Origin of the sequence: Flavobacterium sp. JAS (assembly GCF_020991455.1) — a bacterium.
Classification (GTDB): Bacteria; Bacteroidota; Bacteroidia; order Flavobacteriales; family Flavobacteriaceae; genus Flavobacterium.
This window is the reverse complement of sequence record NZ_JAJMOX010000010.1, coordinates 95,689-119,365: the sequence shown is the minus strand read 5'-3', so window position 1 is coordinate 119,365 and position 23,677 is coordinate 95,689. Positions and strand designations below refer to the sequence as shown.

The 23,677-nt window shown below is 32.7% G+C and carries 25 protein-coding genes; 10 read left to right on the top strand and 15 right to left on the bottom strand.

The genetic code is table 11. The features are described 5' to 3' along the window. Positions 1-186: 186 nt before the first annotated feature. Entirely contained in the window at positions 187-1,458 is a 1,272-nt protein-coding gene (locus LPB88_RS16250; protein ID WP_230716701.1) for an acyltransferase family protein, read from the top strand. Positions 1,459-1,687: 229 nt separating this feature from the next. After that, positions 1,688-2,107, top strand: a complete 420-nt coding sequence (locus LPB88_RS16245; protein ID WP_055095565.1) for a nucleoside-diphosphate kinase — start codon at positions 1,688-1,690, stop codon at positions 2,105-2,107. Positions 2,108-2,256: 149 nt separating this feature from the next. On the opposite strand, the gene LPB88_RS16240 is transcribed toward LPB88_RS16245, so the two are convergent. Next, positions 2,257-2,553, bottom strand: a complete 297-nt coding sequence (locus LPB88_RS16240; protein WP_121329250.1) for a DUF721 domain-containing protein — start codon at positions 2,551-2,553, stop codon at positions 2,257-2,259. Continuing rightward, positions 2,534-2,974 carry a lipocalin family protein gene (locus LPB88_RS16235; protein WP_230716700.1) on the bottom strand — a complete coding sequence of 147 codons (441 nt, stop codon included), beginning with the start codon at positions 2,972-2,974 and terminating at the stop codon, positions 2,534-2,536. The genes LPB88_RS16240 and LPB88_RS16235 overlap by 20 nt, the downstream gene beginning before the upstream one ends. Positions 2,975-3,240: 266 nt before the next feature. On the opposite strand from LPB88_RS16235, the gene LPB88_RS16230 reads away from it, so the two are divergent. Both LPB88_RS16230 and LPB88_RS16225 read left to right on the top strand, forming a co-directional pair. Beyond that, positions 3,241-4,305, top strand: a complete 1,065-nt coding sequence (locus tag LPB88_RS16230; protein WP_230716699.1) for a serine hydrolase — start codon at positions 3,241-3,243, stop codon at positions 4,303-4,305. A 427-nt stretch (positions 4,306-4,732) separates the two neighbouring features. Beyond that, positions 4,733-5,242, top strand: a complete 510-nt coding sequence (locus tag LPB88_RS16225; protein WP_230716698.1) for a hypothetical protein — start codon at positions 4,733-4,735, stop codon at positions 5,240-5,242. A gap of 235 nt (positions 5,243-5,477) precedes the next feature. Here LPB88_RS16225 and ftsY read toward each other — a convergent pair whose 3' ends face one another. The 11 genes from ftsY to LPB88_RS16170 form a co-directional block, all read right to left on the bottom strand. Beyond that, positions 5,478-6,431, bottom strand: coding sequence for a signal recognition particle-docking protein FtsY (gene ftsY / locus LPB88_RS16220; protein WP_230716697.1), 954 nt, complete (start codon positions 6,429-6,431; stop codon positions 5,478-5,480). Between the two features lie 168 nt (positions 6,432-6,599). Further along, a complete protein-coding gene (locus tag LPB88_RS16215) occupies positions 6,600-6,752 on the bottom strand; it encodes a DUF4295 domain-containing protein (protein WP_007805819.1) in 153 nt (50 codons plus the stop codon). Positions 6,753-6,829: 77 nt separating this feature from the next. Then, on the bottom strand, positions 6,830-7,012 hold the full coding sequence (rpmG, locus tag LPB88_RS16210) for a 50S ribosomal protein L33 (protein ID WP_008253902.1): 183 nt from the start codon (positions 7,010-7,012) through the stop codon (positions 6,830-6,832). Positions 7,013-7,039: 27 nt separating this feature from the next. After that, positions 7,040-7,276 (bottom strand): 50S ribosomal protein L28, encoded by a 237-nt coding sequence (rpmB, locus tag LPB88_RS16205; protein ID WP_008468080.1) that lies wholly within the window; start codon positions 7,274-7,276, stop codon positions 7,040-7,042. A 71-nt stretch (positions 7,277-7,347) separates the two neighbouring features. After that, the gene (locus LPB88_RS16200) at positions 7,348-8,601 is read right to left on the bottom strand and encodes a CinA family nicotinamide mononucleotide deamidase-related protein (RefSeq protein WP_230716696.1); all 1,254 of its coding nucleotides are present in this window, start codon (positions 8,599-8,601) and stop codon (positions 7,348-7,350) included. A 217-nt stretch (positions 8,602-8,818) separates the two neighbouring features. Continuing rightward, positions 8,819-9,163 (bottom strand): Hpt domain-containing protein, encoded by a 345-nt coding sequence (locus LPB88_RS16195; protein WP_230716695.1) that lies wholly within the window; start codon positions 9,161-9,163, stop codon positions 8,819-8,821. Next, positions 9,163-9,774 (bottom strand): fumarylacetoacetate hydrolase family protein, encoded by a 612-nt coding sequence (locus LPB88_RS16190; protein ID WP_230716694.1) that lies wholly within the window; start codon positions 9,772-9,774, stop codon positions 9,163-9,165. The genes LPB88_RS16195 and LPB88_RS16190 overlap by 1 nt, the downstream gene beginning before the upstream one ends. Before the next feature lie 90 nt (positions 9,775-9,864). Next, positions 9,865-10,635, bottom strand: a complete 771-nt coding sequence (locus LPB88_RS16185; RefSeq protein ID WP_230716693.1) for a 3'-5' exonuclease — start codon at positions 10,633-10,635, stop codon at positions 9,865-9,867. 218 nt (positions 10,636-10,853) lie between these two features. After that, a complete protein-coding gene (locus LPB88_RS16180; protein WP_230716692.1) occupies positions 10,854-12,173 on the bottom strand; it encodes a dihydrolipoamide acetyltransferase family protein in 1,320 nt (439 codons plus the stop codon). Positions 12,174-12,257: 84 nt separating this feature from the next. Beyond that, the gene (locus LPB88_RS16175) at positions 12,258-13,421 is read right to left on the bottom strand and encodes a glycosyltransferase family 2 protein (RefSeq protein WP_230716691.1); all 1,164 of its coding nucleotides are present in this window, start codon (positions 13,419-13,421) and stop codon (positions 12,258-12,260) included. A gap of 31 nt (positions 13,422-13,452) precedes the next feature. Next, on the bottom strand, positions 13,453-14,634 hold the full coding sequence (locus LPB88_RS16170) for a hypothetical protein (RefSeq protein WP_230716690.1): 1,182 nt from the start codon (positions 14,632-14,634) through the stop codon (positions 13,453-13,455). 143 nt (positions 14,635-14,777) lie between these two features. Between LPB88_RS16170 and LPB88_RS16165 the strand changes: the two genes are divergently transcribed. Continuing rightward, positions 14,778-15,371, top strand: a complete 594-nt coding sequence (locus LPB88_RS16165) for a hypothetical protein (protein WP_230716689.1) — start codon at positions 14,778-14,780, stop codon at positions 15,369-15,371. A gap of 5 nt (positions 15,372-15,376) precedes the next feature. After that, the gene (locus LPB88_RS16160) at positions 15,377-15,778 is read left to right on the top strand and encodes a hypothetical protein (RefSeq protein WP_230716688.1); all 402 of its coding nucleotides are present in this window, start codon (positions 15,377-15,379) and stop codon (positions 15,776-15,778) included. Between the two features lie 72 nt (positions 15,779-15,850). On the opposite strand, the gene LPB88_RS16155 is transcribed toward LPB88_RS16160, so the two are convergent. Beyond that, positions 15,851-17,041, bottom strand: coding sequence for a DUF5009 domain-containing protein (locus LPB88_RS16155; protein ID WP_230716687.1), 1,191 nt, complete (start codon positions 17,039-17,041; stop codon positions 15,851-15,853). Positions 17,042-17,190: 149 nt separating this feature from the next. Between LPB88_RS16155 and LPB88_RS16150 the strand changes: the two genes are divergently transcribed. Further along, positions 17,191-17,928: a tyrosine-protein phosphatase gene (locus LPB88_RS16150; protein WP_230716686.1), complete on the top strand. Its 738-nt coding sequence runs from the start codon at positions 17,191-17,193 to the stop codon at positions 17,926-17,928. Here the strand turns inward: LPB88_RS16150 and LPB88_RS16145 are convergent, their stop codons facing one another. Then, positions 17,929-19,347 carry an undecaprenyl-phosphate glucose phosphotransferase gene (locus tag LPB88_RS16145; protein WP_230716685.1) on the bottom strand — a complete coding sequence of 473 codons (1,419 nt, stop codon included), beginning with the start codon at positions 19,345-19,347 and terminating at the stop codon, positions 17,929-17,931. A gap of 146 nt (positions 19,348-19,493) precedes the next feature. On the opposite strand from LPB88_RS16145, the gene LPB88_RS16140 reads away from it, so the two are divergent. From LPB88_RS16140 to LPB88_RS16130, 3 genes are all read left to right on the top strand, one after another. Continuing rightward, on the top strand, positions 19,494-20,459 hold the full coding sequence (locus LPB88_RS16140) for a T9SS C-terminal target domain-containing protein (RefSeq protein ID WP_230716684.1): 966 nt from the start codon (positions 19,494-19,496) through the stop codon (positions 20,457-20,459). A 93-nt stretch (positions 20,460-20,552) separates the two neighbouring features. Continuing rightward, complete coding sequence (locus LPB88_RS16135; protein ID WP_230716683.1) at positions 20,553-22,415, top strand: ABC-F family ATP-binding cassette domain-containing protein; 1,863 nt, start codon at positions 20,553-20,555, stop codon at positions 22,413-22,415. A 247-nt stretch (positions 22,416-22,662) separates the two neighbouring features. Next, a complete protein-coding gene (locus tag LPB88_RS16130; RefSeq protein WP_230716682.1) occupies positions 22,663-23,667 on the top strand; it encodes a hypothetical protein in 1,005 nt (334 codons plus the stop codon). The last annotated feature ends 10 nt before the right edge of the window (positions 23,668-23,677 follow it).

Below are 23,677 nucleotides of genomic sequence, written 5' to 3'. Positions count from 1 at the left end.
CAAAAAATATTGCCACGAATTTCACAAATTAGCACTAATTTTTATTCGCGAAAATTTGTGAAATTCGTGGCAAAAAAAATAAAGTAATAATCATCAGAAATAAATAACCACCTCCTTCTGAAGTTATTGCCTCTCTAAACCAAATAGTAACTTTTAAAAACAAAAATTAACCTATTTACCAAAATTATGACCAGAGAGCGCTTGATATCCTTGGATGTCTTTAGAGGATTAACGATTTTATTAATGACCATCGTAAACAATCCCGGAGATTGGGGACATGTTTACGCACCTTTATTACATTCTGAATGGCATGGCTGCACACCAACCGATTTAGTTTTTCCGTTTTTTATTTTTATTATGGGAGTTGCTGTTCCATTGGCAATGCCAACTAAAAGTTGGGATGACACCACTTTTAACAAAATCCTCGTTCGTTCGTTACGAATGTTCTGTCTTGGAATTTTCTTTAACTTTTTTGCCAAAATTCAGCTTTTTGGACTTGACGGAATCCCACTGCTTATTGGACGATTAATTATTACTATTGCTGTTGGTTATGCTTTAATGGGTAATTTCAGCTCCAAAGTCAAAAATATTCTGGCTTTTTCTATTCTCTTTATTTATCTGTTTTTAGCTTATAGCGGTATCGAAGCCTATCAAAGTGTTCGTTTACCAGGTGTTTTACAACGAATTGGAATTGTCTATTTTGTAGTTTCGCTTTTATATTTAAAAACAAGTAAAAAAACACAAATCATTACCGGAGTAGTTCTTTTATTGGCTTATTGGGCAATAATGACTTTAATTCCTGTTCCTGGAATTGGCGAGGCAAATTTAGAAAAAGGAACAAATTTAGCCTCTTGGTTAGACAGCGTTTTACTAAATGGACATATGTATCGCGAAACCATAACCTGGGATCCGGAAGGAGTTTTAAGCACACTTCCTTCAATTGTAAACGGAATCATCGGTTTATTAATTGGTTTAATATTACAACGCGAAATACCTAAAACTCAAAAGGCATCAAAAATTGCCATTGCCGGTATTACACTAATCATCGCAGGTTTAATCTGGAATATCGTTTTCCCTATCAACAAATCACTTTGGACAAGCAGTTATGTTTTATACACTACAGGATTAGCCGCAACTTGTTTATCAATATTGTATTATATAATTGATATTGCTGATTACAAAAAAGGATTCAAATTATTTTTAATCTGGGGAGTAAATCCAATGATTGTATTTTTCTTTTCTCAGATTATTCCACAAGCCTTAGTAATGGTAGAGCTAAAAAATCCTGAAAATCCTGAAACTCAAATTAATCTTTTAAACTATTTATATCATTTCGGAATTGCGCCATTCTTCAACGATCCAATGATGGCCTCATTAGCGGGAGCCTTAGTTTACGTCGGAATCTGGTCGTTTATTCTATGGATTTTCTATAAAAACAAACTCATTTTCAAAGTTTAAAACTTTTTCACCATATAAGTGATAGAAGTTCTTATAAGTAGAGACGCACAGCAGTGCGTCTTTTTTTTGCGGCGTTAATCTAAAATGAACTTAAATCACTTATATGGCGAAAGTATTTTTACATTTTCCCTTGCTAAAACATCAATTTGTATCATTTAAATTATGAATTTATTAAAATCAATTCATAAAAAAAGTATACTTTTGCACAAAATTAAAAATAAGCAATAAAATGGCAACAAATAGAACTTTTACAATGATTAAGCCAGATGCAGTTCAAAACGGACACATCGGTAATATCTTAGCAATGATTACTAATGGAGGTTTCAAAATCGTTTCATTAAAATTAACTCAATTAACTGTAGCTGATGCTAAAGCATTTTACGCAGTACACGCAGAAAGACCTTTCTACGGAGAATTAGTTGAATTCATGTCTCGTGGACCAATTGTTGCTGCAATTTTAGAAAAAGACAACGCAGTAGAGGATTTCAGAACTTTAATTGGAGCTACAAATCCAGCTGAAGCTGCTGAAGGAACTATCCGTAAAGCATATGCAACTTCTATTGGAGAAAATGCAGTTCACGGTTCTGATAGCGACGAAAACGCAGCTATCGAAGGTGCATTCCATTTCGCTGGAAGAGAGCAATTCTAATTTAGACTTCTTAGATCTTTGGATTTTTAGACTTCTTATCTTAGATTCTTATAAAAGAAAACCCACTTCAATGAAGTGGGTTTTCTTTTTATATTTAATAACTTTTCAACAGTCTAAGATATCTAAGTATGTCCAAAAATCTAAGAAGTCTAACGTAAAACAACATCCTTCACTACCTCACGTCCTAGTTCTTCATTAATCATTTTAACGATTTTAGACTTTCCGTGACTTAATTCTTCTCTTAAAACAGCCGATCCAAGTTCAACATACAAAGTACTGCCTTTCAGCACAACATTTTTAGTATATGTGTTCACACCATTCCCCATCAACTGTCTCCACGCCTCTTTTACGTCAATCTGATCCATTCCGGGACCTAATTTATTCACCTGGATAATCTGTTGCAAAACAGCCCCAATCGTACTCTGATTATTTAGTCTTTTTGCCATCGTTTAATAAATTTATTGGTCCTGCTTTTTTATAATGATATTCTTTTTTCTCTTGATTTTTTACGACCAATTCCTTATCCGAAATTGAAATCAATTCCTCGCTCCATTTTGCATAATTCGTTTTATAATCCAAAAATACCTGATCATCTTTAAATCGAACCGAAACATTTTCAAAAGAATCACTTGTCAAAAAAGTTCCATCAAACTGAGGCATTACTTTCTTTCGAAACCCTTTATTATTTTTAATTTCAAAAAAATCAAAACTTTCATTCATTCCATAATCCTTCTGTTCACCCTTATCAAAAACCACTTTTTCGATTTCCCAATAGCCATTGAGTTTTGCGATATCCGTTGGTTTAATTTCCTGTTTGCAGCTCACAAACAAGAGCGACAAAACCAAAATCATAAAAGTGTTTTTCATAGTTTATTATATTAAATTTCAATTGCTTTCAATCTGAGTTAAGCCGAAGAATCAGGAGCTATTTCCTGCTGTCCGCTTTATCTTTTACAGTGAACCCCACCATAAAAGGATGCCGCTTCCATCAGAGCTAAGGCTCCAGTTTTCAAAAGAGATTTTTGCGAACTACAAAGTTAAACTTATAAACATCAAAAGAAATAAAAAATTACAAAACCAATTAAACTATTTCAAATATTTTTAGTCCAACCCTCAACCAAAACCAAAAAAACATGACTAAAACAATTTGTATAATCCTGACAATCTTTGCATTTGCAGGATGCAGTTCAGATCCAAACGAACAAACGCCAACTCCAACGGAAAGTATGTATTTCCCTCCATTAACAGGAAATACTTGGGAAACAAAATCCGTAGCGGATCTAAAATGGAATCAAGCCGCTGTTCAGCCACTTTTAGATTATTTAGAACTTAAACATTCTAAATCTTTCATCATTTTAATCAATGGCCGAATTGTAATGGAAAATTATTTCAATGGTCATTCCGCAACAACCAACTGGTATTGGGCAAGCGCAGGAAAAACCCTGACATCAACTATAACCGGAATTGCACAACAAGAAAACCTAATAAACATCAATAATAAAGTTTCACAATATATAGGAACCGGCTGGACAAGTGAAACTCTTACACAAGAAAACCTTATTACTTGCAAAAACCTACTTACAATGACTTCAGGACTTGATGACAGTACAGATGATGTTGATCCCGCAAGCTTAATCTACAAAGCCGACGCTGGAACACGTTGGGCATATCACAATGTGTATGTAAAATTACAAGATGTAATCGCAAAAGCAAGCGGACAAACCTGGCAAAACTATTTCAACGCCAAATTAAGAGATAAAATTGGTATGGAGGGCAATTGGGTACAACTTGGCGCTAACAGCGTTTACACCAGCACATCCAGAAGCATGGCACGATTTGGACTTTTAATGCTGAATAAGGGAAAATGGGAAAACAATCAAATTCTAAATGAAGCTTATTTTAATGAAGCAACAACTACTTCGCAAAATATTAATTTAGGATATGGCTATTTATGGTGGTTAAACGGAAAAGCGTCTTATCATTTACCACAATCACAACTTACTTTTCAAGGAAGCATTATTCCAACAGCCCCAAATGATATGTTTATGGCATTAGGCAAAAATGATCAGAAAATCTACATTGTTCCCAGCAAAAACATGGTCATCATCAGAATGGGAGACGCCGCAGACAATGTCAACTTAGCCTTGTCTGATTTTGATAAAACTTTATGGGAGAAAATTAGTGCTTTGTATCAATAAACTTAGTAGATTAACCTCTTTAAATACTTAATAAAGAGTTTAACTATCTTATAGTCTTTCAATAAGTTAGATCACTATTTCTGCAATTACAAGACGTTATAAAGAAGCATACAAATTCTTTATAACGTCTTTTTTTAAACGACTCTTTCAAAACTAAAGGGTCTTTTTCTTTTCCTTAAAATTCAAAACAGCACAAACTAAACAATAGTCTTATTACATTGTTTTTAAAACTTCTTATGGTTATCCAAGATAAAAAAAACAAGATTTTTGCACTAAAATACAACTTCAAAATCAATTGGATTTATACAGTAAGTTAGAAGCAATAAAAACAACACACTTAATTGATTTTTAATGTTTTATCTATTAAAAAAAATCCTTCAAGGAAATACGGAAATATGCGATTAAACAAAAGCTATTATAATCAACTATGAAAAAAACGCTACTCGTTTTTATTATATTAGTATCCCTGTCGTGCACTAAAAAAAAGAGCACTACTCAAATAGTTATACCTGTTAAAATAGAGCACCAACAAATTACACAAAATAACACTCTAACCATAACAGATTCAATAAAAAAGACCTTTTTAGACACGCTTAATATAAAAAAATCACCAGTCAAAATTATCTCTGCAAAACTGTCTAAAACTCAATATTCAGACCACAAAGACATTAAATTACTTTATAAAAATGTAAGTAATAAAAACATCAAAGCCATTCGGTTTGAGTGGTATTGTGAAAATGGCTTTGAAAAACCCGCAAGCGGAAGAAGCTTTTTCATAAAAGGAAAAGCTGAGGGTTATACTGATGATTTACTTAAACCTCATCAAAGCAGATCTCAAATATGGGAAGATTTCTCAACTGATGCCAATACAATTATATCAGCACGAGCCTATTATGTTGTGTTTTCAGATGGAACAAAATGGAATCTAAAAAAATAGTTCCTAAAACTAAAGATTCCATTTTAGAATAAAGACATACTATTTTGTACGTAATCTTTTTAGCATTCCCATAAAAAAGAGAACCAACCCAATAATTAACAGAATATAATAAAAAGGCAAACTTTTATCTTTTAATACATTCGCCAAAACAAAACATACAACGCTTGCAAAATAAAAACTAACAGGTGTTATATTTTTTAAAGAAGAAAAACTCATTGAAATTATCTAAAAAAGATTATTTAAAAAAACTATCCACAAATTCATATTTATTAAAGACCTGTAAATCTTCAATTCCTTCACCTATTCCAATATACTTTACAGGAATTTTAAATTGATCTGAAATACCAATTACAACACCACCTTTTGCAGTTCCGTCCAATTTGGTTACAGCAAGTGAAGTCACTTCAGTCGCAGCAGTAAATTGCTTTGCTTGCTCAAAAGCATTTTGACCAGTAGAACCGTCCAAAACCAAAAGCACATCATGCGGAGCATCAGCAACGACTTTTTGCATTACGCGTTTTACTTTGGTAAGTTCGTTCATCAAATTGATTTTGTTATGCAAACGCCCAGCAGTATCAATAATAACTACATCAGCATTTTGAGCAACTGCAGATTGCAGCGTATCAAAAGCAACAGAAGCAGGATCACTACCCATGTTTTGTCTCACAATTGGCACACCTACACGATCCGCCCAAACTTGCAATTGATCGATGGCAGCAGCACGAAAAGTATCTGCGGCTCCTAAGACCACATTATAACCCGCTTTCTTAAACTGATAAGCTAGTTTACCAATAGTCGTTGTTTTACCAACTCCGTTGACACCAACCACCATTAAAACATAAGGTTTTTTATCTTTCGGAATTTCAAATTCTGTAGCTTCACCAGTATTAGTCTCAGACAACAAAGCACCAATTTCTTCACGAAGAATTTGATTCAATTCGTCAGTTCCTAAATATTTATCTTCAGCAACACGTTTTTCAATTCTTGAGATTATTTTCAAAGTTGTATCAACACCAACATCTGATGCAACCAGAATTTCTTCCAGATCATCCAGAACATCGTCATCGACTTTAGATTTTCCGGCAACGGCTTTACTTAACTTTGAGAAAAAGGTAGTTTTTGATTTTTCAAGACCTTTGTCCAAAGTCTCTTTTTTATCAGTAGAGAATATTTTTTTAAAAAAACTCATTTTTTATAGATTGTTAGTTTTTTAGATTATTCGATTTTACGATCTAAATAATCCTTAATATTTAAAGAAACCCAAAATTACGTATGCTTCTTTAAATTTTAGACAAATATAAAAAATAAAAAAGCTACTTCCGAATGAAAGTAGCTTTTCTATATAATGTGATTGTAATTATTTCTTTTTCAAGAAAGTATCAACTTCTTCAGGAGCCATAATAGATTCTACGAATGTATATGCACCAGTTTTAGGAGATTTTACCATTTTGATGGCTTTTGATAATCTCTTAGAAGATGTTTGTAACGATGCTACGGTTTTCTTTGCCATGATTCAAATGTTATTTGAAGTTTCTTATAAAACTCGAAATGGCTAAACCATTTGAGATTTACAAAAATCCCTAATTATTACTTAATTTCTTTGTGAACAGTTACTCTTTTCAAGATTGGATTAAATTTTTTAATCTCTAATCTGTCTGGAGTATTTTTTTTGTTCTTAGTTGTAATGTATCTAGAAGTTCCTGGAACACCAGAAGTCTTGTGCTCAGTACATTCTAAAATTACTTGGATTCTATTACCTTTCTTTGCCATCTTGCTATATATTTATTTAGGAAAAGATTATTTGATAAATCCTTCTGACTGAGCTTTTTTCAAAACCGCAGTGATTCCATTTTTATTAATTGTTTTTATCGTAGATGCTGCTACTCTAAGAGTAATCCATCTATCTTCTTCTGGAAGATAAAAACGCTTTTTAACTAAGTTAACAGAAAATTTTCTCTTAGTTTTGTTCATAGCGTGAGAAACGTTATTTCCTACCATCGCTCTTTTACCTGTAAGGTCACAAACTCTTGACATTATACTTATCTTTTATCGTTATTCAAAATCAGGGTGCAAAGAAAAGAAAAATAAACGATTGAAACAAAAAATTAGTACACATTTTTTAAAATTTCTTTCTGTAATATTTCTAAACTCTTAATTGTGGCTCTATCTATCACTTTTTCACGTGGTTGGCCAAAGTTAAATTCTTCAACAATTATTCCGCTAGGAGTAGCCAAAGCGATAAAAACAGCTCCAATTTCAGCATTTGAATCTCCTTTTGTCGGTCCGGCGTTCCCAGTTGTCGCGATTGCATAGTCTGTTTTTAGTATCTCTTTCACATTCAAAGCCATAGCCGAAGCAACCTCTGCACTTACCACCGTAAATTTATCAACTAATTCCTGTGAGACACCAAGAACATTGACCTTCGCCTCTGTTGCATAAGAAACAATACTGCCTTTAAAATAATTTGACGCTCCGGGAATAGCAGACAAAAGCGAAGCAATTTTCCCTCCCGTAAAACTTTCGGCGGTCGAAATAGTTTTATTTTGCTTGGTCAGAATTTTTCCAACTACGGATTCTATTGTTTCGTTTTCTTCATAACCTACTATAATATCATTAATTATAGCATCTAGTGATTTCACATTCTCTTCTATTGCTGCTTCTAATTCTTCTTTATTTGTTCCTCTTGCAGACAAACGTAAACGCACTCTACCGGGATTTGGCAAATAAGCAAGCTTGATAAATTCAGGCAAATTATTTTCCCAATCTTCGATACGCTCTGCAACTAAACTCTCACCCTGACCATAGGTTAAAATGGTTTTATGAATGATATACGGACGTTTGTACTCCCGAACTATTTTAGGAATTATCTCTTCTTCGACTAAATATTTCATCTCGTACGGAACTCCCGGAAGCGAAATAAACACTGTATTCTCCTTCTTCATCCACATTCCCGGCGCCGTTCCTACTTTGTTATGCAAAACGGTACATTTTGATGGAACTAAGGCCTGATCTTTATTTAACTGCGATATCGGTCGTTTATAAAAACCTTCGATCAATTCTGTCACGTGTGCCAAAACTTCCGGATTCACCACCAATTCGTCATCAAAGTATTCGCAGAAGGTTTTCTTAGTAACATCGTCTTTTGTTGGTCCTAAACCGCCTGTTACAATCACGACATCAACTTTGTTTTGTAACTGAGCAAATGTATCTAAAATGTGTTTTTTATCATCGCTGATCGAAATCATTTCATGAACTTCAACCCCGATTCGGTCTAGAGATTTTGCGATAAAACCTGAGTTTGTATCTACAATTTGACCTATTAAAATTTCGTCTCCAATAGTAATGATAGTTGCTTTCATAGCTGTGGAATATATTTACTTACGACATTGTAAGTTATTATTATAAAGAAGGTTCTTGTCGCAACGATTTTGCGTGAGGGGTAGAAACGGCATCCTTTTGTGACACCTGATAAATACTTGTTTAACGAAGTTTTCTGAAACAAAAGATACAGTGAATAACCCGACCCAATTTTTGACCTAAATTTAAAAAGGTCAAAAATTAGGTCATGCCCATATCTTACAAATCAAAGTCTTTTTTGATTTCTTTTATTGCCTCTTTTACCTGCAATTTAATGCTCTTAAAAGTTTCGACAATTTCTTTTTTCTTGCCTTCAGCTTTTGTCCAGGCCTCAACTTGTAGAATTTCTTCAAAAGCTACGTTTAACCCCATTAGATCTAATGTGGGTTTTATTTTGTGAGCATAAGAATAAGCATACTTATGATCCTTTTTCCTAATTCCCTCTTTGATTTGTTTTAAATCCTCAGGAACTTCGGTAACAAATAATTTTAGAATTTCGTTTACAAATTCAGGATCATTATCTGAAAGTGCATATACTTTCGAAAGGTTGTACTTTAAAGCCATTATTTTACTTGTATTCTGAATAATTTTTTATCTTCTAAAAAGCCTTCTAAAACATCATTTGGCTTAACCGCAGCAACACCCTCAGGCGTTCCTGTAAAAATGATATCGCCTATTTTTAATGTAAAATATTGCGAAACATAAGAAATCAGCTCATCAATTTTCCAAAGCATTAGGCTTGTATTTCCTTTTTGAACTGTTTGGGAATTGTTTGTCAACTCAAATGTAAGATTTTCCATCGAAACAAAATCGCTTTTTGGCAAAAAATCTCCAATAACCGCAGAGCCATCAAACGCTTTTGCTTTCTCCCAAGGCAGTCCTTTCGCTTTTAATTTATCCTGTAAATCTCTGGCTGTAAAATCTATACCTACACTTATTTCATCATAATACTTATGAGCAAATTTAGGCTCGATATACTTTCCTACCTTATTAATTTTAACAATTATCTCAATTTCGTGATGAATTTCTTCAGAAAATTCTGGAATTACAAACGGATGCTGCTTTAATAAAACTGCCGAATCCGGTTTCATAAAAACTACTGGTTCTGACGGACGTTCGTTTTTTAATTCTTCTATATGATTGGTATAATTTCTACCGATACAGATTATCTTCATTTTTTTATAGCCTCTAAGTCGCTAAGTTACTAAGACTCTAAGAAACTATGCAAAAAACTTAGCACCTTAGAGTCTTAGCGACTTAGAACCTTATTTAGTATTTAACTTTCTTAATTTAATTGCCGTTAAGACTTTCTTGGTATATAAAGGAAAGTCAGCATTTTGAATCCAGCTGAAATATCCAGGCTCTGATTCTAATACTTTATCAACTTTTACTCCTTTATGTTTTCCGAAGGTAAAAACTTCTTCGTTGTCTGCATCAAAAGCAATCATTCCTGCAAAATCAGCGATTTTTTTACGAGTTGTAAATTCAGACAATGATTTCATATCATTTTCTAAATCCGGATAACGATCTAATTGTGCTTTTAAAATTTCGTAAGTCGCCATTGTATCCGCTTCTGCCGAATGTGCATTTTCAAGACTTTTTCCACAATAGAATTTCAACGCAGCACTTAAGGTACGCTCTTCCATTTTATGAAAAATAGTCTGCACATCTACTGAAACTTTATTTTTCATATCAAAATCAACTCCAGCACGAAGCAATTCCTCAGCCAGCAACGGAATATCAAAACGATCTGAATTAAATCCGCCCAGATCACTATCCTTAATCATATTAAAGACTTGTGGAGCCAGCTCTGCAAAAGTAGGTTCGTTTGCTACTTTTTCGTCTGTGATACCATGAACAGCAGTAGTTTGTGGTGGAATTGGAATCGTTGGATTCACCAACCATGTTTTACTTTCTTTATTTCCGTTTGGAAAAACTTTGAATATCGAAATTTCTACTATTCGATCTTTACCGATATCAATTCCGGTTGTTTCAAGATCAAAAAAGCAAATTGGTTTGTTGAGTTTGAGTTCCATTTTTAATTTTTATAAGATTACAAATGTAATTTTTAAAGCCGAATTTCCTCTTTTATTCTTGATTTTTTTAAACAAAAAGGAATGCAATTTCGACATTTTAACGTTTAAATTCATTCTCAAAGTTGGCTTGCATTCATTTTCTTAACCTTTTCTTACAAAACAAAAAACCCGGAAAATTATTAAAATTTCCCGGGTTTGAATTTATTTTTATGATGCTTTTAGAAATCTCTGTCTACATCAAAAGCTTCTAAATATTCCGCTACTCGTTTCACGAAACTTCCACCTAATGCTCCATCAACAACTCTGTGATCATAAGAATGCGACAAGAACATTTTTTGACGAATTCCAATAAAATCACCTTCTGGAGTTTCGATAACTGCAGGTACTTTACGAATCGCACCCAAAGCCAGAATCCCAACTTGAGGTTGATTGATAATTGGCGTTCCAAAAACACTTCCAAAAGTTCCCACATTCGTCACCGTATAAGTTCCGCCTTGTGTATCATCTGGTTTTAGTTTTCCTGCTTTTGCACGGTTTCCTAAATCGTTAACCGCTTTTGCCATTCCAACAAGGTTTAACTGATCAGCATTTTTAATTACCGGAACAATTAAATTTCCGTTTGGTAAAGCTGCAGCCATTCCTAAGTTTATATTTTTCTTTTTGATGATATAATCTCCATCAACAGAAATATTCATTCCAGGGAAATCTTTTAACGCTTTTGCAACCGCTTCCATCATAATTGGCGTAAAAGTCAACTTCTCACCTTCTCTTTTCTCGAAAGCAGTTTTAACTTTATCTCTCCATTTTACAATGTTCGTTACATCAACTTCAATAAACGATTGCACGTGAGCAGACGTTTGTACCGAAGCTACCATATAACCAGAAATCAGTTTACGCATTCTGTCCATTTCGATGATTTCATCACCTCCATTTACAGAAACCGGAACTGCTTGTTGGCTTTTTTGAACCGGAGCAGCAACTGGTTCTGCTGCTTTTGGCGCAGGAACTACAGCTTTTGGAGCTTCTACAATTCCTGATTTACGGTTTTCAATATATTTTAAGATATCTTCTTTTGTTACACGGCCATCTTTTCCTGAACCAGCAATACTTTCTAATTCAGCAACAGAAATACCTTCTTCCTTCGCAATATTTTTTACTAATGGAGAAAAGAATTTGTCAGATCCTGAAAAATCTTGAGGTGCAGTAACAACTTCTTTTACTGTTTCAATTGTTTTTTCGATTTCAGCAACTTCTGCAGGAGCAGCAGCTTCTTCAATTTTTGCAGCTGGCGCGTCACCTTCTGTTTCAATAATCGCAATGGTTTGCCCAACCTGAACCAGATCATCTTTACCGAACAATTGTTCAATCAAAATTCCTGATACTTCGCTTGGTACTTCACTATCAACCTTATCAGTTGCAATTTCCAGTACTGCTTCATCAGCTTCAATTTTGTCTCCAACTTCTTTCAACCAGTTTGTAATGGTTGCTTCAGCGACACTCTCTCCCATTTTAGGAAGCTTTAATTCAAATCTTGCCATATTGTTAATCTAAAGGATGATTTTGATTTTCTGATTGCGAAATTACTGAATATTTTAAATATAAATTACACTTAATATAATTTTTTACTCAATTTTTATAATTTGCCCTCTGTCGTTCCGGGAATTGCTTCCAATAATAAAATTGGTGTTTTTGGGGAAAATCTTAAAAGTAATGTTCTTATCTTTAAGAGTTTCTATGATTTTGATACATTTTTTGAACGAAACATACTGATTATCCAAAATAATCTCCCCTCTTTTACCCTTAAAAACTAGCCACGAATTTACCATTTTTTCTTTTTTGAAATCTAAAAAGAGTACTTTATTTTTTAAAATAGAAGGTAATTTTTCAGACAAAATTTTATTTGAAGAGTAAAAAACGACACTTTCCGGCAACGGTTTTGACTTAACTTTTCCCTGAAACATTTTTACAAAAGAGAAAAACCAAATGCCAATTTGGATAAAAAAAGTAAAAAACCAGGATTTCTTAAAATGCTTTTGGTAAAAGAAATTCATTGCTTCCTGAAAACGTTTCATATACTTTTCGTCTTTTACCGTACTTTCTCCTTTATAATGCAAAATGGTTGTTTCATGAAAATAATAATTTACTTTTTGCTTTTGCAAAACACGGTACGACAAATCAATATCATCGGCATACATAAAACAATCCTCATCAAAACCCTGTAATTCCTGATACAAATCGCGTTTTAGAAACATAAAAGCTCCAACTAAAATATCTACTTTTCCTGTTTCATTTTCATCTAAATGTTGTGCATAATATTGATTGAAAAGATTTGTTTTTGGAAAAATTTTATACAAACCAAAAATCTTTGTAAAGGCAACCCACGGCGTTGGAACTCCGCGTTTACTTTCCGGCAGAAAATTTCCTGTTCCGTCAATTAGCTTACAGCCTATAATTCCTAAATCTGCTTGCCTTTCGGCGAAAGCCAAAATCTTAATAAACGTATCTTCGGCAACAACGGTATCGGGATTTAAGATACAAATGTATTTTCCGCGCGCTTGAGAAACTCCAATATTATTGCCTTTCGGGAAGCCAAAATTGATCTTATTTTCGATCAATTTTATATTCGGAAACTTATTTTGCATCATCTCACAACTATCATCAGCCGAATTATTATCAATTACAATAATTTCGGCATCAAGAGTCGAAAGCGCTTCCTGAACACTTAAAACACATTGTTCCAGAAAGTAACGCACATTATAATTAAGAATAATTACTGATAATTGCATGAAGAATTTTTACTGTGAATTTTTCGGAAAGTTAGAAATTTTCAGATAATCCCAACCGTAAAGACCAATCGTTTTTACTGATCCCGTAATCCAGAGCCAAATTGCTATTGTTCTTCTTATTCCATTTAATTCGGATTCCGGTACCAACAGCAGGATGCCATTTGTCAAATTTATAAGTATCTAACTTAGAAACTGACGATATATTCCCAAAAAACACAGCGCCAAAAAAGCCATTTCTGGTTATATCAGTTCTATATTCTGTTTCGAAATAAATTAGTGCGTTACTTCGGTATCTATTTTTGGTAAAACCACGTCCGGTTCTTCCATCACGATCCCAACCAATACTTGGCAAATCAAGATAATGTGGCTTTCCGCCAAAAGTAGACCAATAAAAAGCACGTGAAGCCCAAACTCTATGTTTGTATTTACTGAAAGAATGGTATTTTCGGGCATCAACATACAAAGATTGCCATTTATCACCTTGCACTCCACTTGTATTTATTCTCAAATCGGCTTCAACATAAAGTCCTTGTTCCGGATTAACAGTGTTTTTTCTAGAATCGTATAAACCCTGAAAAGCATATCCAAATGAAGTTTCATCTGAAAAATCTCCGTTCATATATTTCACATAATCTGTTGGTTCGTCGATCTTTGAATCTTCGGATATATTTTTATAATTATCAAATAACAATCCTAAACCTAATCGAAAATTACCAATAACTTTTCGGGTAACAAACTGATAGAAACGCCATTGTTGATAATCTAAAGTCGACATTTCTTCCTTTGTATTATGATCTCCTAATCCGTAAGTAAGCTGTGGATAAATCAAATAGCGATAATCTCCAATAAAATTCCATTTATTGTCTTTGGTATATATATAGGACTGAATTGGAAAAACATATTGATTACTAAAACTAAAATAAGGCGAAAAAGTAACCTGTGACATATTGGTGGTTTCGTGATCTTCACCCAAATAAAAAGTAGTTAAAAAGGAAACAACAAGTCCATTTGACGAATTTGCATTTACAGGAACAGGCAACAATGAAAAGGCAAGTTTTTTATCTTTTCTTGCTATTGAATCGTTCTTTTTGAAAAGCTTATATAGAACATCCAAAATATCTCTTTGATTATTTCGAATTGTGTCATTTTGCGAATAACAAAATGGCATAAAACAAAGGAAAAATAAAACTATTAGAGATTTTACACTTTTCATTCCGTAAGGTTTTCAGAGACAACTTCTTACAAATTTAAAATTTAATTTAAAACAGAAGCTGATTTTAGAAATAATAAAAAAAGAAAAACTACAACAGATTATAAAAAAGTATATTTTTGATTTCGAACTAAAATAGTTGCTCTATGAAAAGCAAAACACCGATTCTAATTGATTCCTTTCTCCTGATAATAACAATCTTTTTTACATCTGGTTTTGTTTCGGCACAAGAACATTTAGACATAAATAAAGATCTCGTAAAATCTTCTATCTGGTACATTGCTGGTCCAGCCAAAGAAAATCAGGAAACTATTAATACTATTAGAGAAAAAGAAGGAAGAATTAAAGTCACAGCAAAAGACAATCCGGTTGGAGAAATAGAATTGAATGTCATGATTACTCCATCAGATTCAAACGATGGTCGCCCAACAAACTTATCTTATAACTCAAAATTCGTAAGTATCACTTATAAATCATCTCATCTTATAAAGTTACAAGCCAGAGAAGGAAATAATGAAGGAACTGGCTGCGTGCATGGCGGTTCGCATCCGAGAGTTGATATTGCGGCTTCTCCAAAGAAATTTGTAACGATTAAAATTCCCTGGTCAGACTTTAAACAAGACGGATTGTCAAACGGAAAGCTTTTAGATATTCATAACCTTTGCAAATTCAATTTTGTGAATTACAATCCGGTTTCAGGAGCATTTTTAGAAATTAAATCAGTTATAGTTCAAAATTAAAAAACATGAAAATAAGACTTTTATTACTGCTTTTTATTACTGTATTATATTCAAATTTTGGCTATAGCCAAAATAAATCTGCAAAATCAAAAATTGATATTAATGGTGTTTGGGAAGATATAAATCCCGGTGTTCAAAATGCTGTTGCCATTATATCTGAGCAAAACGGAAAAGTTGTTTTCTCACATTATTTAGAATGGAAAGGACAAAAATTTGTAGAAAGCGGCACAGGAAAAAGAACAGGAAATACAATTGTTTACACCGTAACTGTGGCTTTACCAATTGAAGGCTGGGCAACAGCAGGAACTCACACTTTAAAATTGTCTGAAGACGGAAATACATTAGAAGGTACTTTTGTCGACAATAAAAAAAGAAACGGACCAATTGCGTTTAAAAGAATACGTTAAAAATTGTTTCAGGTTTCAAGTTTCACGTTCAGTGCGAACGTGAAACTTGAAACCTGAAACTTTTGAACCCTTTTATAAGTGTAATTGAATTTTATACTTGTTGCATAACTTCATTACAAACAACATTATCGTTGAGAAAACTAATGACCAGATAATACCCGGAACTCCTACACGAAAATATCCCGGAATGATATGAACATTAACTGCTTTACAGAAATAATAAATTACTCCAGGCAGAATATAAATCAATAAAGGATTTGCTGCTGCCGGCATAAAGAAATTGCTCCATTTGGTTTGTTTTTTAATTTCCATCAACCAATACAGAAAATAGAATAATACCGTACAAATTGTAGCCGAAAACATAGTCCAAGATGGCGTACCTTTTATTTTTGAAATTCCGAAATATGGTCTTAATAAATAACCCGTCACAAAAAACAAAACAGCAAAACCTATTACTCCCCAATTGATTTTAGCCGCTACTTTTCGATCGAAGAACAATAATGAAATTACAACTCCCGCAGTTACTAATGCTGCATGCGTTAAGTGTCCTGCGATGAAACTTAGCCAAGATGTTTGTTGTATAAAAGATCCTTCTGTCAAATTAATTGAATTGGCAATAACACAAACAATTAAAAAAACAATCATAGCCCATAGTCTTCCGGAAACTAACCAATAATAAACTACCGTAATAAGATACGCCCAACCAATTAGTCCAAGAATTCCCCACCATTTTGGCGTCATACCAATCTCTCCTGTATCCCGAACATATAAAAAATATAGCGCTACTAAAACCAGCATTCCGCCATATTGAAGTGTGTTTTTTATCCAAACCGGAAAGTCTTTCGCATATTTATTCCAAATCGGGATAGGCATTGCATACGCAAGAAGTCCCCAAAATGCAGGTGCAATAATCATTTTTGTTGCATCGTAACCATATTCGGCATTGACCATAAAAACACCAATAATAATTAAAGCCAATGCTCTTTTTACTGTGTGCGTCCAGATTGTTTTAGCGTTGTCTCCCTTTAATAATCGAGCATTGAAAGCAAACGGAATCGACATACCTACAATAAATAAAAAGGCCGGAAATACCACATCAACAAAAGTCATCGCATCTGCATCTGCAGACATGTGTTTCATCCATTGTGGCACATTGGTAATACTCGCCAGCTCATTTACAAAAATCATTATAAAAATGGTAATTCCGCGTAAAGCATCTATCGAAATAATCCTTTGATTGTATAAATTTTCTTTAATTTTCATAAAATTACACCATATTAGTAATAACAAATATAAACTAATGAACGAAATGTCAAATTAGGTTTCTATAACAATTTTGCTATAAATCGTTTTAAATAAATCCTCTAACCAATAGTATTAAAAATCCTTACATTTTTTTTACTTTTGTCTGCATGTTATCATTCTTTAAACCAAAACCACACTTAAAGGACCTTATTACTGGGGGCTTTGTTGACATCCATTCGCATTTATTGCCCGGCATTGATGATGGAGCCAGAACCATTAAGCATACTATACAACTTGCAAAAGCTTTTCAGGACATGGGGTTTTCTCAATTTACGGTCACACCTCATATTAGCCACTATATTTGGGATAATTCTCCGGAAGATATCATAGACAATCATAAAAAGACACAACTTTTACTGGAAGAAAATAATCTGGAAATCCCTTTTCAGGCTGCGGCCGAATATTTGATGGATGATTCATTTGAAAGTCATTTCAAAGACAAAAAACTTCTAACACTAAAAGATAATTATGTATTGGTAGAAATGTCGTACCTCAACGCTCCAATACAATTGTACAAAACATTATTTGATTTGCAAGTTGCAGGTTACATTCCTGTTTTGGCACATCCGGAGCGCTATAGCTTTTATCATAAAAACTTTGGTGAATATGAAAAACTAAAAAAAGCGGGCTGTCTCTTTCAATTGAATTTATTGTCTACAGTTGGTTATTATGATGAAGAAATAACTAAAGTTGCAGAAAAACTACTTAAAAAAGGAATGTATGATTTTGCAGGAACTGATGTTCATCATATAAAACATATCGCCTCTTTTGACAGCAGAATTAAAATAAGCAGTATTACTAATCTAAAAGAAGTAATTGCTAACAATCAGTTTTTTAAATTTTAATCAGTAAGCGTTCTCTTCGCCTTTAAAAATATTGATAACTGTTTTTATAATGATTTTCATATCTAGTAATAAACTCCAGTTTTCAATATACCAAATATCATATTCTACCCTGCTTTCCATATCACTTAAGACTTTAGTTTCTCCTCGATAACCATTGACTTGTGCCCAGCCCGTAATTCCGGGTTTAGCATATTGACGTACTAAATAATTATTAATCAAATCACTGTATTCTTTCGCAAGATTTACCATGTGAGGTCTTGGCCCTACTACTGACATGTCGCCATAAAAAACATTAAAAAACTGAGGCAGCTCATCAATACTTGTTTTACGAATAAAAGCACCAAATTTAGTAATACGGCGGTCTCCTCTTTCGGCTTGTTTTTTATGAGCCAGACCATTAACATACATGCTTCTGAATTTATAACACATAAAAGTTCGATTATCACGACCTGATCTTTCCTGTTTAAAAAATACTGGTCCCGGCGACTCTATTTTAATAATCAGCATTATAATTGGAAACAACCACGGAAATACCAACAAAATAACAAAAACCGAAAAAATAATATCAAACGCTTTTTTTGCCAATCGGTTTACTGCAAACTCTAAAGGCTCTGTACGAAACATTAATACCGGCGTATTTTCATAAAAAGCAACCTCAACTTTACTTGATTTTGTGTACAATTGAAAATCAGGAATAAACTTGATGCGCACCATATTTTGTTCACAAATTCGGGTTAGCTCATTAATAATTTCAATATTGTCAATATGTAATGACACATACATCTCATCTATTTTTTTTTCGGTGACAAATTGCCTAATAGCATCAAAACCTCCCAAAACTGTGGAAGAATCAACAATTTCAGGATCTATATTATCATCAAAAAAACCTAAAAAGCGATATCCATAAGTTAAATCTTTGGCCAATATTTTGCGTATTTTTTGGCCTGATTCATTGGCTCCCACCACGATAAAAGTTTTAAAATTATATCCTTGTGCCCTAATATATTTTAAAAGTTTCATCGATAAATAACGAGAGATCATAAGTAACCCAAAGAAAATCAAATAAAATGTGACTAATCTAAGTCTTGAAATATCGGTATATTTTAAATAAACGACAAAAACTGAGATTAAAGCAGCATGAATTATCAACTTCTTTATTGTTCGCACCAAAATAGATTCTATTGGCTCAACTCTTATACTTCTGTTGGAATCATTTTGAAGTAATAATGCTATCCAAATTAAAACAGCTAATAAAGAAACTGTTCTTTCTTCTTTCGACAAAAGTTTATCCAAACTTCCAAATCTGGCCAATGCAGACAAAATGGTCGCCAAATTCAATAATACTACATCTACTAAAACAAATAAGAGTTTAAAATAGCGTGAAAAACGATAATGTGATAGTTTTTGTAGAATTTTCATGTTGGGATTTTATCCTTAATTTTAGAATAAAATTTAATTTAGAATTAGTACTGCAAAATAATATTTTAATTAGATTTTTCGATACTATTTAGAATCTATTCTTTAAAAGTTTACTTTTATATTATGCAGATTTAATATTGCAGATTATGTTTAAAACAATTTTATTTTTTTGCCTGATTTTATCTTCTGCAAATGCGCAAATTTCAGGCTGTACAGATCCACTTTCAAAAAACTACAATCCATTAGCAACTATCAACAATGGGAGTTGTCTATATGCTTCTCTTAAAATTAAACCGGAATATTCTAATAAAACATCCGATTCGATCAAAGAAACTTCCGGATTAATCTATTTCAATAATTTATTATGGACACATAATGATGATCATGATAAAACTATTTACGGACTGGACACATTAGGAAACATCAAAAGAAAAATAGTACTTGAACAAGCAATAAACAATGACTGGGAAGAAATTTCGCAAGATAGCACGCATATATACATAGGCGATTTTGGAAATAATTACACCGGAAACAGAACTGATTTGCACATTTTGAAAATAGAGAAAGAATCTTTCTTAGCAAGAAATCCAAACATTGAAATTATTTCGTTTCAATATTCTAATCAAACCGATTTTTCTCCAAAAAAACAAAACACAACCAATTTTGATTGCGAAGCTTTTATTGTTAGCAAAGACAGTATTTATTTGTTTACCAAAGAATGGAGCACCTCCAAAACTAGTATTTATGCACTACCGAACAGATCCGGCAATCATGTTGCGCAGCTAAAAGATACACTTAACACAAAAGGTTTAGTCACTGGCGCTACTTACTTAGAATCTAAAAAACTCCTCGCACTTTGTGGTTATTCAAAATTAGGAAAGCCATTTTTATATCTTTTATATGATTATAAAAACAATGATTTTTTATCCGGAAATAAACGAAGGATTGCTATAAAACTTCCTATTCTGCAAATTGAAGGCATCGCCACCCAAGATGGTTTACATTATTATTTGACAAATGAATCTTTGGTTCGGAAACCGGTAATCAATGTTCCGCAACAAATTCATCGCATTGACTTAAGCCCAATATTGAATTCCTATCTCCATAAATAATTCGTAAATGGTAATATAAAAGTTTACTTTTGCAAAAAAGTTATGTTTTGTAAAACATTCATAACTTATAATTTATAACTCATATTTTACAAAGTGAATTACTTATCTGTAGAAAATATATCGAAGTCATTTGGCGAAAGAACGCTTTTTGACAATATCTCATTTGGAATCAATAAAGACCAAAAAATTGCTTTTATAGCTAAAAATGGTTCAGGAAAAACAACCATTATGAGTATTATCAATGGTTTGGATGAGCCTGATACTGGTCAGGTAGTTCTGAGAAAAGGAATCAGAATGGCATTTCTTTCGCAAGACAATAATTTACAAGACGAGTTATCTATTGAAGAAAGCATCTTTGCATCAGACAATGAAACACTTAAAGTAATTGAAGCTTACGAAAAAGCACTTGAAAACCCAGACGATGAAGAAGCTTATCAAAAAGCTTTTGACGGAATGGACCAGCATAACGCATGGGATTTTGAAACGCAATACAAGCAGATTTTATTCAAATTAAAACTGGAAGATTTTAAACTTAAAGTTAAAAATCTTTCTGGTGGACAAAAAAAGCGTCTTTCATTAGCAATCATTTTAATTAATCGCCCTGATTTATTAATTCTGGATGAGCCAACCAATCACTTGGATCTTGAAATGATCGAATGGCTGGAAAGTTATTTTGCAAAAGAAAATATCACCTTGTTTATGGTTACGCACGACCGTTTCTTTTTGGAACGTGTTTGTAATGAAATCATAGAACTTGACAATGGTAAATTATACCAATACAAAGGAAACTACTCTTATTATTTAGAGAAAAAAGAAGAGAGAATTGCTTCTGAAAATGCCAGCGTTGACAAAGCAAAAAACTTATTTGTAAAAGAATTAGAATGGATGCGTCGTCAGCCAAAAGCGAGAACTACAAAATCAAAATCGCGTCAGGATGATTTTTATGTAATTAAAGAAAAAGCACAAAGCCGTCGTCTTGAAAATAAAGTTGAACTTGAAATTAATATGGAACGTATGGGGAGCAAAATTATCGAGCTTCACAAAATTTCTAAAAAATTCAAGGATCACGTTATTCTGGATAATTTCAGTTTTGATTTTCAACGTGGAGAACGTATTGGAATCATTGGTAAAAACGGAACCGGAAAATCTACTTTTTTAAATCTTCTTACCGGAACAATTCCGTTAGATAGTGGCCGCGTTGTAAAAGGCGAAACTATAAAAGTTGGATATTATACGCAAAGCGGAATTAATCCAAAACCAAATCAGCGTGTTATAGATATTATTAAAGAATACGGAGAGTTTATTCCGTTGGCAAAAGGTCGAATGATTTCGGCTTCTCAATTGCTGGAACGTTTTCTTTTTGACGCTAAAAAACAATATGACTTTGTCGAAAAATTAAGTGGTGGTGAGTTAAAACGTTTGTATTTATGTACGGTTTTAATTCAGAATCCAAACTTTTTAATTCTGGATGAACCTACAAACGATTTAGATATTGTAACATTAAATGTTTTGGAAAGTTTTCTTTTAGATTATCCGGGATGTTTACTTGTCGTTTCTCACGACCGTTATTTTATGGATAAAATTGTAGATCACTTATTTATCTTTAGAGGAAAAGGTGAAATCGAAAGCTTCCCAGGAAACTACTCAGATTTTAGAGCTTATGAAGACAGCGCCGATGTTGCTCAAAAAGAAGAAAACAAAGCTGAAAAGAAAGATTGGAAACAAAATAATCCAACAGGAAATCTGACTTTCAACGAACAAAAAGAATATCAAAAACTAGAAAGAGAAATAAAAGATTTAGAAATAGACAAAACTAAAATCGAACAATTATTTTCTGACGGAAAAGTTGCCGATGCCGATATTGAGAAAAAAGCAAATGAATTACAAAACATCATCAATAAAATAGATCAGAAAGAAGAGAGATGGTTTGAACTTTCGGCTAAGATTGAAGGATAATCCACTAGTCTCAGAAAGAAAAACAGAAACTTATATTATAAAGAACCTCAATACTATTAGTGATAACATTAATAGTATTGAGGTTCTTTTTTTTTGTAAAAAAGCAATTCAAAATTAACAAGAAACTATTTCAAAAAAACAAAGTCTTTTTTATTATTTGCAATAGTAAATCCCTATTTTAGCAGAAGAAAAAACAACATAATATCATCATTAACAACGTTTAGCAGCACTTTACAACATTAAAAAGATGGAATCAAAGAACAAGATTTTAAAATTAAGTTTAATTATAGGTTTTGCATTTGCATTAATTGTTATACTATTTTTTTCATTCAAAAGTGATTCGCCTAAAAAAAATATTTCAAATACAACACAACTAAATACGGCTCAAAAAACGGTTGTAGCTCCGGAAGAAATATCAGAAACGGAATTAAATCTCTTTTTTCAAGATTTTATAAAAGCTTTTAATACTAATAATGAAAAAGAAATAAATAAGTTCATTGACGAAAAAGATGGTTTTGTCGAATATCTTTATGACGGCCCCTATCCTTTAATAATTTTCGGTAACAAAATGAGTCATACAGAATGGTTTGAAACTAAAATTCATACAACCATTTCTTCTGAAAAATTCCCAACTTATCTGGGTGATACCCAATTTGAGAAAACAGGCTTTTTTTATGAAAAATATGAGCATAAATTCAAGCTCTCTGATTTTGACAATGGTTATGTAAATCTTTCGGACACTGTTTTTCAATCTCATCATGCATTGGAAGATAAATGCAATTACAGAGCACGTGCAATGGATGTAGGTGGAAAACGAATTTACAATTTCTACTTTGCGATTACAAAAGAAAAGAAAAAGATTGTAGGGTTATCTTATGATTATACTGATGACACTACATATAGTGATCCAGAGACAGATTTCATCCCTTTTGATTCCAAAAAAGATATTGAAAACTACATTACAGAACAGCAAAAATTCTGTGATTCCGAAAATAAATCTTATCTGGATTTTGGTAAAAAAGAATTTACCTACTGGGATTTTAAAGAAAAACCATTCGTATTTAAAAGTTATGAAATTGGAAATATCGAAATACAATCTAAAAAATTAAAAACACGAAAAATCATTTTTCATAATACTGATGCAAATGAAGAATACAATAGTGATTTTACGATGACATTGTCCAATAAAGGGACATTTGTAGTTACCCCCATGGGAGCCAGACCATTTTATGAATATGTAATTTGTAAATAAGCCCCAAGAT

Bases quoted from the DNA above. Each gene is read 5' to 3' on its own strand.
- LPB88_RS16250 (WP_230716701.1), top strand. From the start codon at position 187: ATGACCAGAGAGCGCTTGATATCCTTGGATGTCTTTAGAGGATTAACG.
- LPB88_RS16245 (WP_055095565.1), top strand. From the start codon at position 1,688: ATGGCAACAAATAGAACTTTTACAATGATTAAGCCAGATGCAGTTCAA.
- LPB88_RS16240 (WP_121329250.1), bottom strand. From the start codon at position 2,553: ATGGCAAAAAGACTAAATAATCAGAGTACGATTGGGGCTGTTTTGCAA.
- LPB88_RS16235 (WP_230716700.1), bottom strand. From the start codon at position 2,974: ATGAAAAACACTTTTATGATTTTGGTTTTGTCGCTCTTGTTTGTGAGC.
- LPB88_RS16230 (WP_230716699.1), top strand. From the start codon at position 3,241: ATGACTAAAACAATTTGTATAATCCTGACAATCTTTGCATTTGCAGGA.
- LPB88_RS16225 (WP_230716698.1), top strand. From the start codon at position 4,733: ATGAAAAAAACGCTACTCGTTTTTATTATATTAGTATCCCTGTCGTGC.
- ftsY (WP_230716697.1), bottom strand. From the start codon at position 6,431: ATGAGTTTTTTTAAAAAAATATTCTCTACTGATAAAAAAGAGACTTTG.
- LPB88_RS16215 (WP_007805819.1), bottom strand. From the start codon at position 6,752: ATGGCAAAGAAAACCGTAGCATCGTTACAAACATCTTCTAAGAGATTA.
- rpmG (WP_008253902.1), bottom strand. From the start codon at position 7,012: ATGGCAAAGAAAGGTAATAGAATCCAAGTAATTTTAGAATGTACTGAG.
- rpmB (WP_008468080.1), bottom strand. From the start codon at position 7,276: ATGTCAAGAGTTTGTGACCTTACAGGTAAAAGAGCGATGGTAGGAAAT.
- LPB88_RS16200 (WP_230716696.1), bottom strand. From the start codon at position 8,601: ATGAAAGCAACTATCATTACTATTGGAGACGAAATTTTAATAGGTCAA.
- LPB88_RS16195 (WP_230716695.1), bottom strand. From the start codon at position 9,163: ATGGCTTTAAAGTACAACCTTTCGAAAGTATATGCACTTTCAGATAAT.
- LPB88_RS16190 (WP_230716694.1), bottom strand. From the start codon at position 9,774: ATGAAGATAATCTGTATCGGTAGAAATTATACCAATCATATAGAAGAA.
- LPB88_RS16185 (WP_230716693.1), bottom strand. From the start codon at position 10,635: ATGGAACTCAAACTCAACAAACCAATTTGCTTTTTTGATCTTGAAACA.
- LPB88_RS16180 (WP_230716692.1), bottom strand. From the start codon at position 12,173: ATGGCAAGATTTGAATTAAAGCTTCCTAAAATGGGAGAGAGTGTCGCT.
- LPB88_RS16175 (WP_230716691.1), bottom strand. From the start codon at position 13,421: ATGCAATTATCAGTAATTATTCTTAATTATAATGTGCGTTACTTTCTG.
- LPB88_RS16170 (WP_230716690.1), bottom strand. From the start codon at position 14,634: ATGAAAAGTGTAAAATCTCTAATAGTTTTATTTTTCCTTTGTTTTATG.
- LPB88_RS16165 (WP_230716689.1), top strand. From the start codon at position 14,778: ATGAAAAGCAAAACACCGATTCTAATTGATTCCTTTCTCCTGATAATA.
- LPB88_RS16160 (WP_230716688.1), top strand. From the start codon at position 15,377: ATGAAAATAAGACTTTTATTACTGCTTTTTATTACTGTATTATATTCA.
- LPB88_RS16155 (WP_230716687.1), bottom strand. From the start codon at position 17,041: ATGAAAATTAAAGAAAATTTATACAATCAAAGGATTATTTCGATAGAT.
- LPB88_RS16150 (WP_230716686.1), top strand. From the start codon at position 17,191: ATGTTATCATTCTTTAAACCAAAACCACACTTAAAGGACCTTATTACT.
- LPB88_RS16145 (WP_230716685.1), bottom strand. From the start codon at position 19,347: ATGAAAATTCTACAAAAACTATCACATTATCGTTTTTCACGCTATTTT.
- LPB88_RS16140 (WP_230716684.1), top strand. From the start codon at position 19,494: ATGTTTAAAACAATTTTATTTTTTTGCCTGATTTTATCTTCTGCAAAT.
- LPB88_RS16130 (WP_230716682.1), top strand. From the start codon at position 22,663: ATGGAATCAAAGAACAAGATTTTAAAATTAAGTTTAATTATAGGTTTT.